General features: G+C 72.5%; 10 protein-coding genes. 9 read left to right on the forward strand and 1 reads right to left on the reverse strand.

From position 1 onward, the window contains the following. The first annotated feature begins 27 nt into the window (after positions 1 to 27). Positions 28 to 1,944: a phospholipase C gene (locus ASC77_RS17880; protein ID WP_056156051.1), complete on the forward strand. Its 1,917-nt coding sequence runs from the start codon at positions 28 to 30 to the stop codon at positions 1,942 to 1,944. 22 nt (positions 1,945 to 1,966) lie between these two features. Here the strand turns inward: ASC77_RS17880 and ASC77_RS17885 are convergent, their stop codons facing one another. After that, entirely contained in the window at positions 1,967 to 2,836 is an 870-nt protein-coding gene (locus tag ASC77_RS17885; RefSeq protein ID WP_056156055.1) for a LysR substrate-binding domain-containing protein, read from the reverse strand. A 130-nt stretch (positions 2,837 to 2,966) separates the two neighbouring features. Here ASC77_RS17885 and ASC77_RS17890 point away from each other — a divergent pair, with 130 nt between their 5' ends. The 8 genes from ASC77_RS17890 (at position 2,967) to ASC77_RS17925 (ending at position 12,330) form a co-directional block, all read left to right on the forward strand. Beyond that, positions 2,967 to 4,340 carry an NtaA/DmoA family FMN-dependent monooxygenase gene (locus ASC77_RS17890; protein WP_056156057.1) on the forward strand — a complete coding sequence of 458 codons (1,374 nt, stop codon included), beginning with the start codon at positions 2,967 to 2,969 and terminating at the stop codon, positions 4,338 to 4,340. A gap of 87 nt (positions 4,341 to 4,427) precedes the next feature. Beyond that, a complete protein-coding gene (locus ASC77_RS17895; protein WP_056156060.1) occupies positions 4,428 to 5,999 on the forward strand; it encodes an ABC transporter substrate-binding protein in 1,572 nt (523 codons plus the stop codon). Further along, positions 5,996 to 7,039, forward strand: a complete 1,044-nt coding sequence (locus ASC77_RS17900) for an ABC transporter permease (RefSeq protein ID WP_082574881.1) — start codon at positions 5,996 to 5,998, stop codon at positions 7,037 to 7,039. Before ASC77_RS17895 ends, ASC77_RS17900 begins: the two co-directional genes overlap by 4 nt. Further along, on the forward strand, positions 7,036 to 7,926 hold the full coding sequence (locus ASC77_RS17905; protein WP_056156063.1) for an ABC transporter permease: 891 nt from the start codon (positions 7,036 to 7,038) through the stop codon (positions 7,924 to 7,926). Before ASC77_RS17900 ends, ASC77_RS17905 begins: the two co-directional genes overlap by 4 nt. Continuing rightward, entirely contained in the window at positions 7,910 to 8,938 is a 1,029-nt protein-coding gene (locus ASC77_RS17910; RefSeq protein WP_056156066.1) for an ABC transporter ATP-binding protein, read from the forward strand. The genes ASC77_RS17905 and ASC77_RS17910 overlap by 17 nt, the downstream gene beginning before the upstream one ends. Then, positions 8,935 to 10,023 carry an ABC transporter ATP-binding protein gene (locus ASC77_RS17915; RefSeq protein ID WP_082574883.1) on the forward strand — a complete coding sequence of 363 codons (1,089 nt, stop codon included), beginning with the start codon at positions 8,935 to 8,937 and terminating at the stop codon, positions 10,021 to 10,023. Before ASC77_RS17910 ends, ASC77_RS17915 begins: the two co-directional genes overlap by 4 nt. Further along, on the forward strand, positions 10,020 to 11,162 hold the full coding sequence (locus ASC77_RS17920; protein ID WP_200945021.1) for an LLM class flavin-dependent oxidoreductase: 1,143 nt from the start codon (positions 10,020 to 10,022) through the stop codon (positions 11,160 to 11,162). Before ASC77_RS17915 ends, ASC77_RS17920 begins: the two co-directional genes overlap by 4 nt. 31 nt (positions 11,163 to 11,193) lie before the next feature. After that, positions 11,194 to 12,330: an LLM class flavin-dependent oxidoreductase gene (locus tag ASC77_RS17925; RefSeq protein WP_056156070.1), complete on the forward strand. Its 1,137-nt coding sequence runs from the start codon at positions 11,194 to 11,196 to the stop codon at positions 12,328 to 12,330.

The raw sequence follows: 12,330 nt of genomic DNA on the forward strand, positions 1-12,330 counted from the left end.
CCCGAGCGCGCAGAAGAGAAGGAACCCATGACTGACAACAGCACCAGCCCGCTCGACACCCACGCCAAGCGACGCACGGTGGTGATGGGCGCGGCCGCCGTCGCGGGTGCGGCCGGCATGTCCGGGCTGCTCCCGAGCCGGCTCGAGGCGGCCGCGGCGGCGGAGCCGGAGGAGTTCGACCTCTCGAAGGTCAAGCACGTCGTCTACGTGATGCAGGAGAACCGCTCGTTCGACCACTACTTCGGGACCTTCCCCGGCGTCCGTGGCTTCGACGATCCGGACGCGATGACCCTGGCCAACGGCAACTCGGTCTTCCAGCAGCCCGACCCGTCGAACCCCGACGGCTACCTGCTCCCGTTCCACATGGACACGAAGAACACCGGCGCCGCGGCCGTCCCGTCGCTCTCCCACGACTGGCGCGACCAGCACGCGTCGTGGAACAAGGGCGCGATGGACGGCTGGCTGAGCACGCACGTCGCCTCGGACGGCGCGGCGAAGGGCAGCTTCACCATGGGCTACATGGAGCAGCAGGACATCCCGTTCCACTGGGCGCTCGCGGAGCGCTTCACGCTGCTCGACAATTACCACTGCTCGGTGATGGGGCCGACCTACCCCAACCGCGCGATCTGGATGTCCGGCACCAACGACCCGCAGGGCGAGCAGGGCGGGCCGATCCTCGAGACGGTGGCGCCCAACACGCTGACCTGGAAGTCCGCGGCCGAGGTGCTGTACGACGCCGGCTACAGCATCAAGACCTACTCGAGCTCGGGGTCGTACAACTACTTCAAGTGGTGGAAGAGCTTCAAGACCACCGGCCAGGTGGACACCGAGCTCTACAACTGGGCGACCGGCAACGGCACCCTCTTCGGCAACGGGACGCCCGGCGGCGCCGGCAACCCGCTCGCTCCGACGAAGGCCCAGGTCGGCTACCTCGCGTTCGAGGAGGACTGCGCCAACGGGACGCTCGCCGACGTGACGTGGCTCTTCCCCGACGGCCCGTACGCCTCGGACGAGCACCCGCCGAACACGCCGGCCGCCGGTGCCTACTTCCTCGCGTCGAAGCTCGAGGCGCTGGCCGCCAACCCGGACCTGTGGAGCTCGACCGTCTTCATCATCAACTACGACGAGAACGACGGGTTCTTCGACCACGTGCCGCCGCCGGTGCCGGACCCCGAGCTGCACCCCGAGGAGTACGTCCACATGCCCTCGCCGCGCGGTACGCCGGGCGGCGGGCTGCCCGCCGGGGCCGGGTTCCGCGTGCCGTGCCTGATCATCTCGCCGTGGACCGTGGGCGGGCACGTCTACTCCCAGGTCGCCGACCACACCTCGCCGCTGCAGCTGATCGAGGCGATCACGGCGGCCGGCGGGCTCGCCGGCACGGGGCCGGTCACCTTCGACGCGATCACGCCGTGGCGTCGCTCGACCTTCGACGACCTCGCCGGCGCGTTCCAGGCGGTGCCGCAGGCAGCGCCCGACGACGCGGAGTTCGACCCGGCGGCGCGCCAGGCGAACTACTCCGCCCAGCTGACGGCCTCCGCGCTCCCGATGCCCGCCCGTCCGACGGCCGCGCAGACGGTGCCGCACCAGCTCCCCGAGGAGCAGCCGGCAGCGACGACCACCTCCTCGACCGCGGCATCGGCGACGCCGGCCGCGATGGTGGCGGTCGCACCGGCGAAGAGCTCGGTCACCGTGACCGAGACGGTCCGCTCAGGGCGCAAGGCCGCGCTGAGGGTCGTGGGTGCCAAGCCGGCGAGCCGGGTCGTCGTGCGCCACGCGCACGGTGCCGTGGTCGGGCGGGTCGTCGCCGCTGCGGACGGCACGGCCGCGCTGCGGATCAGCACGCGGCACCTGAAGGCCGGGCGCCAGCACCGCTACACCGTCATGTACGTCGACGCGGCCGGTCACCACCACACCCGCAACGTGGCGTTCAAGGTCACCCACTGAGGGTGGTCGGACCGCGGCCCGGTCAGGCGCCGACGGCCAGCGTCGGCCGGGGGCGCAGGAGCGGTCGGAGGACGCCGGCGACGGCCTGACCGATCGGTCCCTGCAGGCCCGGCCGCGAGCAGACGTAGAGCTGCAGCGGCTCCGGCGTGGGCAGGTCGCTGACCGGCACCAGGCCCTGCGGGGCGTGCCCGAGCGTGGCCATCAGCGCGACGCCCAGCCCCGCGGCGACGGCGGCCTGCACCCCGGCGAGCTGGGTGGCCTCGGCGCCGATGACCGCCGGGATGTCGTGGCCCGACAGGGTCTCGAGCGCCCGGGTGCGCAGCGAGCACGGGTTGTCGAAGGCGACCACGGGCACCGGCGTCGACCCGTCGGGACGCGTCCAGGTGGGTGCGGCGTACCAGGACAGGTCGAGCTCGCCGACCAGCTCCGCCCGCGGGCCTTCGGCCTGCAGGAGCAGCGCGAGGTCGACGGCTCCGGTGGCGACGCTCTCGCGGAGCCGGGCGCCGCGGTCGAGGCGGAACCTGACCCGGTGGTCGGGGGCCGCCTCCGCGAGGCCGGCGGCGAGCGCGGGGAGCAGCTGGGCCGCGGCGTGCTCGGTGGAGCCGATCGTGATCGTCTCCTCCACCTGCACGCCGAAGCCACGCAGCGTGTCGTCGTGGAGGGCGAGGATCCGCCGGGCCTGCACGAGGAGCTGCTCGCCGTCGGTGGTGAAGCGCGAGCCGCGACCGTGGCGCACCACCAGCGCGCGCCCGGTCGCGGACTCGAGGCGGCGCACGTGCTGGCTGACCGCCCCCTGGCTCAGGTGCAGCGAGGAGGCGGCGCGCTGGAAGCCGCCGCAGTCGGCGATGGCGACGAGGCTCCGCAGAGGTGCAATGTCGAGTGTGCCGCTCATATTTGTCAGGTTAGCGGACGCGCCATCACGGGGGGTGATCGGTCCGCATCACGAAGTGTCGTTGGAGTCCCGGCCTAAAGTCATCTAAATTGGTCGACATAAGAGGAAAACTCGGAGGAGGGCGGGGCAGATGGTCACGAAGCGACAGATCCACCTCGGTGCCGTGCCCTACGGCACCGGCGGCCCGGGCAGCCACACGCTGTGGTTGGACCCGGAGATCCCCGGCGACGCCTCGGTCGACGTCGACTGGTTCACGGGCATCGCGCAGCTGGCCGAGCAGGGCAAGTTCGACCTGGTCTTCATCGTCGACAGCCAGTTCATCACGCCGTACTCGCCGCCCCACTACCTCAACCGGCTCGAGCCCCTGACGCTGCTCAGCGCGCTGGCCGTTCAGACGGAGCGGATCGGCCTGGTCGGCACGGCGACCACCAGCTTCAACAGCCCCTTCAACCTGGTCCGCCGGCTCGGCTCGCTCGACCTGATCAGCCGCGGCCGTGCGGGCTGGAACGTCGTGACGACCGGTGACGCCGGCACCGCGGGCAACTACGGGCTCGACGACCACTACGACTACGACACCCGCTACGGGCGGGCGCAGGAGTACGTCGAGCTCGCCCGGGCGCTCTGGGACTCCTACGAGGACGACGCCTTCGTCCGCGACCGCGAGAGCGGTGTCTTCCTCGACCGCAGCAAGCAGCACGTGCTCGACCACGAGGGGCAGTACTTCAAGGTCCGCGGTCCCCTCAACCTGGTCCGCTCCGCGCAGGGACACCCCGTGGTCTTCCAGGCCGGTGACTCCGACCAGGGCCGCGACCTCGGCGCCAGCGTCGGAGAGGGCATCTTCACCCACGCGCCGGACATCCCCGCGGGCCAGGCGTTCTACCAGGACCTCAAGGGCCGGGCCCGCGACCGGTTCGGCCGCGATCCCGAGCACCTGGTGATCATGCCGGGCATCAAGGTCGTCGTCGGCGACACCGACGAGGAGGCCCGCGAGATCGAGGCGTTCAACAACGACCGCGACCACACCTTCGGCGCGGCCCTCGCGGAGTTCGGCCGCCCCTTCGGCTGGCACGACTTCACGCAGTACGACCTGGACGCGCCGTTCCCGGTCGAGACCCTCGAGCTCGGCCGCCGTTCCTTCTACACGCAGGCGAAGGCGATCACCGAGCGCGCCGCGGAGAACGGCTGGACGCTGCGCCAGACCGTCGAGGCGACGCGCTACTTCCGCAAGAGCGAGTTCGTCGGGTCGGCGGCCACCGTCGCCGACAAGCTCGTCGAGTGGTGGGAGGCCCGTGCCTGCGACGGCTTCAACATCGGTGTCGACCACCCCTCGAACTTCCGCCGCGTCGTCGAGGAGGTCGTCCCGATCCTCCAGGAGCGCGGTGTCTTCCGCGCCGACTACGACGCGACCACCCTGCGCGGGCATCTCGGGCTGCCCGTGCCCGTCAACCGGCACACCGCCGCCCGTCACCTGGCTGACGACCAGGGCGCCGGCGTCCCGGCCTGAGCTCCGGGCGCCCGGCCAGCACCCGGCTGGGCGCCCGGTCCTTCCTCGACCGTCACCACCCCGAGTCCCCCGAAAGGCAACACCACGATGCCCACGTCCTCCCGTCCCCGCCGTACGCCCACGACCAGCCTGGGCCGTCGCACGTTCCTCGGCGCCAGCCTCGGCGCGAGCCTGATCATCGCGCTGGAGGCCTGCGGCGGCACCGCCACCGGAGGTGCCGGTGGTGCGGCCGGAGGCAGCGGCGGCGGCACCCTGACCTGGGCCTGGCAGCTGCCGACCACCTGGGACCCGGTCACCTCCTCCGCAGGCTCCGACGTGCAGATGCTCGCGCTCGCCTACGACCCGATCACGGCCCTCGACGAGCAGGGCAACGCGATCCCGTGGCTCGCCGAGTCGTGGGCCTACGACAAGTCCGGCACCCAGGTCACCTTCACCCTGCGCAAGGGGCTGAAGTTCAGCGACGGCAGCCCGTTGGACGCCACGGCGGTCGCGAAGTCGATCGAGCGCGGCCGCACCCAGGACGGCTCGCTGATCGCGCCCCAGATGACCACGATCAAGAAGGCCACCGCCTCGGGCGACCTCGACGTCGTCCTGGAGCTGAGCGAGGTCGACTACCAGTACCCGCTGCTGTTCGCGGGCAAGACCGGCATGGTCGTCAACCCGGCCGCGTTCGAGAAGGACGCCGACGCGCTGGCCACCCAGCCGGCCGGCTCCGGGCCGTTCTCGGTCACGAAGTACGTCCAGAACGACCACGCCTCGCTGACGAAGAACAAGAACTTCTTCGCCGCCGACGAGATCAAGGTCTCCGCGTTCGAGCTCTACCCGCAGGCGGACCCGGCGACCGTCGTCGCCTCGGTCCAGTCCGGCCAGTACAACCTCGCCCGGATCTCCGGCGCCCAGATCGACCAGGCGAAGAGCGCGGGCCTCGACGTCCAGGTCATCGACACGATGTTCGTCTACACGCTCGACGTGCACTCCGGGATGGCGCCGTTCGACGACCCGGCCGTCGTGGAGGCACTGAAGTACGCGATCGACCGCGACAAGCTCGCCGAGGTGGTGTTCTTCGGCGTGGGGCAGGCCGACTACCAGCCCTTCCCGCCCGGGTACGTCGGCTACAACGACGACCTGGCCGACGCGTTCGCCTACGACGCCGACAAGGCGCGCACGCTCCTGAAGGACGCGGGCTACACCAAGCCGGTCCCGGTGAAGTTCACCAGCTCCGGCTTCTCGACGCCGTCGGTCGAGCTGATCCAGGCGCAGCTCAAGGACGTCGGCTTCGACGTCACGATCGACACGATCCCGGCCACCCAGCACACCCAGCTCGTCTACATCGAGCACTCCAAGGCGCTCACCTTCGACGGCTTCGCCGGGCGCGAGTCGCCGGTGCAGGCCTTCCAGGTGCTCTTCGGCGCCGAGGGCCTGATGAACCCGGGCCGGCAGACCGACCCCAAGCTCGAGGCCCAGCTCAAGAAGGTGAAGCAGACGCCGACCGACGACCCGTCGTACCCCGGCCTGCTGCAGGAGGCGACGCGGATCGCGGTCACGACCTTCCCGAACGCCTTCCTGGTCACCGCGCCGGCCGCGGTGATCCGCAAGGGCGTCTCGGAGCTCCCGGACTCGCCGAGCCTGCGCCGCTTCGAAGGGGTGACCGTGTCGTGAGCATCGCCGTCCAGGCGGCGGCCGTCACCCGGGCCCGCCGTGCGCCCGTGGCCGCGGGCCGGGCACTGCCCTGGCTGCGGACGCTGCTCAGCACCCTGGTCGTCACGGTCACGGTGCTCTTCCTCGCCTCGGTCGTCACCTTCGCGCTCGGCGCGCTCAGCGACAGCAACCCGGCCGCCGCGGCCCTCGGCGAGACGGCGACCCAGGCCGACATCGACCGGCTCAACCACGAGTTCGGGCTGGACCGGCCGCTGGTCGCGCAGTACTTCTCCTGGGTGGGCCACGCGCTGACCGGCGACCTCGGGCGGTCCTGGTTCACGACGATCCCGGTCACCGACAGCATCAAGGCGGCGCTCCCGGTCGACCTGTCGATCGCGGCACTCGCACTGGTGCTGGCGATCGTGATCGGCGGCGGCGCCGGCATCGGTGCGGCGCTGAGCAACGGCGGGATCGTCGACCGCTCGGTGACGCTCGTCTGCTCGATCCTCGGCACGCTGCCGCCGTTCGTGATCGGCATGGCGCTGATCGTGGTCTTCTCGGTCAAGCTGCAGCTGCTGCCGGCCGGCGGCTACGTGCCGCTCGCCGTCGACCCGGCGCAGTGGCTGCGGTTCTCGATCCTGCCGGGCCTCGCGCTCAGCCTCGACGTGGCCGCCTCGATCGCCCGCCAGCTGCGGACCTCGCTCGTCGGCGAGCTGCGGGAGAACTACGCCGTGGGCGCCGAGATGCGCGGGTTCGGCCGGCGTCGCGTGCTCTTCGGGCACGTGCTGCGCAACGCGGCCGGCCCGACGCTGGCCGTCATCGGCCTCGCGATCCCGCTCATCATCGGCGGCGCCGTGATGACCGAGAAGCTCTTCGGGCTGCCCGGCATCGCCCAGCTCGCGCTGCAGTCGGCCGAGAAGGGCGACGTGCCGGTCGTGCTCGGGACACTGCTGGTGACCGCCGTGATCGTGGTCGCCGCCAGCCTGGTCATCAACGTGCTGCAGACGGCGCTCAACCCGGCCGCGCGCCGCGGTGCCGGGGCGACGGGAGCGGCCCGATGACGACCCTCAAGGCCCTGTGGCGCGTGCCCAGCGCCCGCTTCGCGTTCGTCGTGCTGGCGCTGGTCGCCTTCCTCGCGATCTTCGGCGGCGCGCTCGCGCCCGACGACCCGCTCAAGCAGTACACGGACGACGTGTTGCAGGGGCCGAGCAGCGCACACTGGCTCGGCACCGACTACCTTGGCCGCGACGTGCTGAGCCGGCTGATGGCCGGCACCCGGCTGTCGGTCGTCGGAGCCCTCGAGGCGGTGCTCATCGGCGCCGCGCTCGGCGTACCGTCCGGCCTCGCGTCGGCCTGGCTCGGGCCCCGGCTCGAGTGGATCACCCTGCGGGTCAGCGACACCCTCGTGATCCTGCCGTTCACGGTCTTCGCGATCGCGGTCGCCGGCACGCTCGGCAACGGGCTCCAGCAGGCGATGATCGCGATCGGCGTGCTGATCAGCCCGATCTTCTACCGGGTCACCCGGGCCGCGGCGCTCGGCCTGCGGCGCACGCAGTACGTCGAGGCCGCGGAGCTGATGGGCGCGACCGAGTGGTGGACCCTGCGCAAGCACATCTGGAGCAAGGTGCTGCCCAACGTCGCGGTGACGTCGGCCCACGCCATGGGCGCCGCGCTGCTGGTCGTCGCGTCGCTCGCCTTCCTCGGCCTCGGGGTCACCCCGCCGGCGCCGACGTGGGGCGGGATGCTCTCCGCCGACCTCGGCTACCTCGCCCAGCAGCCGTTCGCTCCGATCTACCCGGCGCTGCTGATGATGGCGACCGTCGGGTCCCTCAACCTGCTGGCCGATGCCGTCCGCGACGCCACCGGAGCGAGCGCCGTCCCGCGCCGGCGTCCTCGGCGCACCGCCGCAGCCCCGCGAGAGGAGCAGCCCGATGTCGTCACTGCCTGACCCCCGTGCCGAGCGCACCCTGGAGGTCTCCGGCCTCCAGGTCTCGGTCGGCGACCATCTGGTCGCCGTGCAGGACGTCTCCTTCTCGATCGGCCGCGGCGAGTCCGTCGGCCTGGTCGGCGAGTCCGGCAGCGGCAAGACGCTGACCTGCCGGGCGGTGCTCGGGCTGCTGCCGGCGAGCGGCGCGATCGACCACGGCCGGATCACCCTCGGCGACGGCGCCGACGAGGTGGAGCTCACCGCCCTGAGGCGCTCGGCCTGGGACCGCGTGCGCGGCCTCCGGCTCGGCGCCGTCTTCCAGGACCCGGCGTCGTACCTGAACCCCTCTCTCACCGTGGGCCACCAGCTCGCCGAGCAGCTCCGGGTGAAGCGCCGGCTGTCGCGCAAGGACGCCCACCACCGCTCCGTGGAGCTCTTCGCCGAGGTCGGCCTGCGTGACCCCGACGCCGTGTTCCACCAGTACCCGCACCAGCTCTCGGGCGGCATGCTGCAACGCGTCCTGATCGCGATCGCGGTCTCCTGCGAGCCGGAGCTCCTCATCGCCGACGAGGCGACGACCGCCCTCGACGTCGTGATCCAGGCCGAGATCCTCGCGCTGCTGCGCCGGCTGCGCGAGACCCACGGGCTGTCGCTGCTGCTGGTCACGCACGACCTCGCCGTGGTCGCCGAGACGTGCGAGCGGATCCTCGTCATGTACGGCGGGCAGATCGTCGAGAGCGGCCCGACCGAGCAGGTGCTGCGCAACCCGCAGCACCCGTACACGCAGGCGCTGATGGGCGTCGCCACCATCGGCGACTGGCAGCGACGCACGCTCGACGTCATCCCCGGCCAGCCCCCGGCGGCCGGTGAGGAGATGCCGGGCTGCCGGTTCGCGCCGCGCTGCGTCTTCGCCTCCGACCGCTGCACGACCGGCCCCGTGGACCTCACGGACCTCGGCCAGGACCGCGCCGCGCGCTGCGTCCTGGTCGAGCAGCCGACCGCCCAGGCCCCCACGAAGAAGGTGTCCGCATGACCACGACCCACGAGGTGCGCTCGCAGGTCGCCGTGACCACCACGGGGTCACCGCTGCTCAGCGTGCGGGGCCTCTCGGTGTCCTACGCGCCGCCCAAGAAGGCCGCGAGCCTGGGGACCGGCGCCGCGCTGTCGGAAGCCGACCTCGACGTACGAGCGGGTGAGGTGGTCGGGATCGTCGGCGAGACCGGCTCCGGCAAGACCACGCTGGCCCGCGCCACGGTCGGCCTGGTCCGGCCCGTGGCGGGCTCCATCGGGTTCGCGGGCGAGGACGTCGGGTCGCTGCGGGGCCGTGCGCTGCGAGCGTTCCGGCGCTCCGGCCAGGTCCAGCTGGTCTTCCAGGACCCGCTCCGATCACTCGACCCCGACCTCACCGTCGCCGACGTCGTCCGCGAGCCGCTCGACATCGCCCGGACCCTGGACCGCCGGGAGCGGGACGAGCGGGTCGACGACTCGTTGCGGCTGGTCGGTCTCGACCCGGTCGCGGTCCGCGGCCGCTTGCCGCGCGAGCTGTCGGGCGGCCAGCGCCAGCGGGTGTCGATCGCCCGGGCCATCTCGACCCGGCCACGCCTGCTCTTCTGCGACGAGCCGGTCTCGGCCCTCGACGTGTCCAACCGCAACCTCGTGCTCAACCTGCTCGACCGGCTGCGCACCGAGCTCGGGCTGGCGGTCATCATCATCGCCCACGACCTGAGCTCGCTGGCCGGCATCGCCGACCGGGTCGCGGTGTTCTACCGCGGTCGGATCGTCGAGCAGGGTCCGATCCGCGCGGTGCTCGAGCAGCCCGCGCACCCCTACACGGCACTGCTCGCGGCGTCCGCGCCCAGCGTCGAGCGACGCGCCGACGAGGCGGACCGGCTCCGTCCCGAGCAGCTGCAGCCCGCCGCCGCCGGCCGCGCGTGGCCCTCCGACGGCGTCTGCGTCTTCGCCCAGCGCTGCCCGTTCGCCCACGACGCCTGCACCGACCAGCCGGCCCTCGTGCCGGTGCCGCACGACACCGGCCGCCAGGCCGCGTGCCACGTCGCCGCCACCTGGCGCGACCGACTGGACCACGACCACGAACAGCCCACCCGGGAGTCAGCATGAGCACGCCCCAGATCGAGTTCATCGGCATCACCGCCACGCAGCGCGTGGACACCAGCGGCCCCACCGGAGCCCAGGCCGGTGAGGGGCGGAGCGGGATGGCGACCCACACCGAGGTCGGCGTACCGGTCGGCCCGCCGGTCGACAAGGAGTTCGCCGCCGAGCTGGCGCGGGCCCACGAGGCCGCCGGCTTCGACCGGGTCCTGATCGCGCACTCCTCGTCGTCGATCGACGGGTTCGTGCTCGCCGACCAGACCCTCGAGGCCACCGACACGCTGGGGGTGCTGCTCGCGCACCGGCCGGGCTTCTGGGCGCCGACGATCGCCGCCCGCGCCTACGCGACGCTCAACGCGTTCCACCGCGGCCGGGTCGCGATGCACGTGATCACGGGCGGCGACGACACCGACCAGCAGCGCGACGGCGACTACCTCACCAAGGAGGAGCGCTACCGGCGCACCGACGACTTCCTCACCGTCGTCCGGAAGGAGTGGGAGTCCGAGGTCCCGTTCGACCACGACGGCGAGTTCTACCGGGTCACCGGAGCACAGGCCTCGGTCCGACCGGAGCCCGGGCAGATCCCGATCTACTTCGGTGGTGCGTCCGAGGACGCCATCCGGGTCGGCGGCAAGCACGCCGACGCCTACGCGTTCTGGGGCGAGCCCCTCGACGGCATCCGGCAGCGCATCGCCGAGGTGCGTGCCGCGGCGGCGCCGTACGGCCGCGACCCGCGCTTCTCGGTGAGCCTGCGCCCGATCGTGGCCGACACCGAGGAGGAGGCCTGGGCGCGGGCCGACGCCGTGCTGGCCGCGGCGCAGGCCACGGCAGGGGGCAACGGGCCCCTCACCGGCTTCGGGAAGAACGCCGTCGGCTCGCAGCGGCTCGTCGCCGCCGCCGAGGCGGGCGACGTCCACGACAAGCGGCTCTGGACCGCGCTCGCCAAGGTCACCGGCGGCGCCGGCAACTCGACCTCGCTGGTCGGCACCTACGAGCAGGTCGCCGACGGCCTCCTCGACTACGTCGACCTCGGCGTCACCACCCTCCTCATCCGCGGCTTCGACCCGCTCGAGGACGCGAAGCAGTACGCCCGCGTCATCGAGCTGGTCCGCGCGGGTGCCCAGCAGCGCCCGGCGCTCGCCGGCTGACCACTCCCACGACGCTCAGGAAGGCAGAGACATGACGTACGACGACGTCGAGATCCTCGGCATGATCGGCACCGCCGACGGATCCGAGATCCGCCCCGGCGACGGCCGGGCGATCGACCCCGACTACACCGCCCGCTTCGCCCGCGCCCACGAGGACGGCGGCTTCGACCGGGTCCTCATCGGCTACGGCTCCGGCTGGGCCGAGGGCAGCCAGGTGGCGGCGTACGCCGCCGCGCACACCGAGCGCCTCGGCCTGCTCGTCGCGCACCGTCCCGGTGTCGTGCACCCGACCCTCGCGGCACGCACCTTCGCCACGCTCGACCAGTTCAGCGGCGGCCGGGTGGCGCTCAACATCGTCACCGGCGGCACCGACTCCGAGCAGCGGCGCGAGGGCGACTACCTGTCCCACGACGAGCGCTACGCCCGCACCGACGAGTACCTCGGCATCCTGCGCCAGGTGTGGGACTCCGCCGGACCGCACAGCCACGAGGGCACCTACTACCGCTTCGAGGACCTCAGCCCACACGTGCGTCCTCTCGACGGGCGGCACCTCGAGCTGTTCTTCGGCGGCAGCTCGCCGGCGGCGTACGGCGTGGGCGCGAAGCGCGCCGACACCTACATGCTCTGGGGCGAGCCGCTCGCGGAGACCGCCGGGCAGATCGACACCGTCGCCCAGCGCGCGGCCGAGGCCGGCCGGGCCAGTCGTCCCCGGATCTCGGTGTCCTTCCGCCCGATCCTCGGCAGCACCGACGCCGCGGCGTGGGAGCGGGCGCACGGCATCCTCGACACGATCAACGGCCGGGTCGGGGCGCAGTTCAAGGAGAAGGTCGGACAGCTCCACCCGGCCGGCAAGGCGCCGGAGAACGCCGGCTCCCAGCGGCTCCTCGCGGTCGCAGCGAAGGGCGACGTGCACGACCGGTGCCTGTGGACCCCGACGACCACCGCGGTCGGCGGCGGTGGCAACTCGACCGCGCTGGTCGGCTCCCCGGAGACCGTGGCCGCGGCGATCCTCGACTACGTCGAGATCGGCGTCGACACGGTCCTGATCCGGGGCTACGACCCGCTCCAGGACGCGGTCGACTACGGCCGCGACCTGCTGCCGCTCGTCCGCCAGGAGCTCGCGCACCGCGCCGCGACCCGCGGCCAGGCCGAAGCGGCGGCTGTCTGA

It is taken from the genome of Nocardioides sp. Root1257 (assembly GCF_001425175.1).
Taxonomy (GTDB): domain Bacteria; phylum Actinomycetota; class Actinomycetes; order Propionibacteriales; family Nocardioidaceae; genus Nocardioides.

What these genes read in the sequence shown, in the direction of transcription:
- ASC77_RS17880 (WP_056156051.1), top strand. Translation starts at nt 28, where the DNA reads ATGACTGACAACAGCACCAGCCCGCTCGACACCCACGCCAAGCGACGC.
- ASC77_RS17905 (WP_056156063.1), top strand. Translation starts at nt 7,036, where the DNA reads ATGACGACCCTCAAGGCCCTGTGGCGCGTGCCCAGCGCCCGCTTCGCG.
- ASC77_RS17925 (WP_056156070.1), top strand. Translation starts at nt 11,194, where the DNA reads ATGACGTACGACGACGTCGAGATCCTCGGCATGATCGGCACCGCCGAC.
- ASC77_RS17915 (WP_082574883.1), top strand. Translation starts at nt 8,935, where the DNA reads ATGACCACGACCCACGAGGTGCGCTCGCAGGTCGCCGTGACCACCACG.
- ASC77_RS17920 (WP_200945021.1), top strand. Translation starts at nt 10,020, where the DNA reads ATGAGCACGCCCCAGATCGAGTTCATCGGCATCACCGCCACGCAGCGC.
- ASC77_RS17890 (WP_056156057.1), top strand. Translation starts at nt 2,967, where the DNA reads ATGGTCACGAAGCGACAGATCCACCTCGGTGCCGTGCCCTACGGCACC.
- ASC77_RS17895 (WP_056156060.1), top strand. Translation starts at nt 4,428, where the DNA reads ATGCCCACGTCCTCCCGTCCCCGCCGTACGCCCACGACCAGCCTGGGC.
- ASC77_RS17885 (WP_056156055.1), bottom strand. Translation starts at nt 2,836, where the DNA reads ATGAGCGGCACACTCGACATTGCACCTCTGCGGAGCCTCGTCGCCATC.
- ASC77_RS17910 (WP_056156066.1), top strand. Translation starts at nt 7,910, where the DNA reads ATGTCGTCACTGCCTGACCCCCGTGCCGAGCGCACCCTGGAGGTCTCC.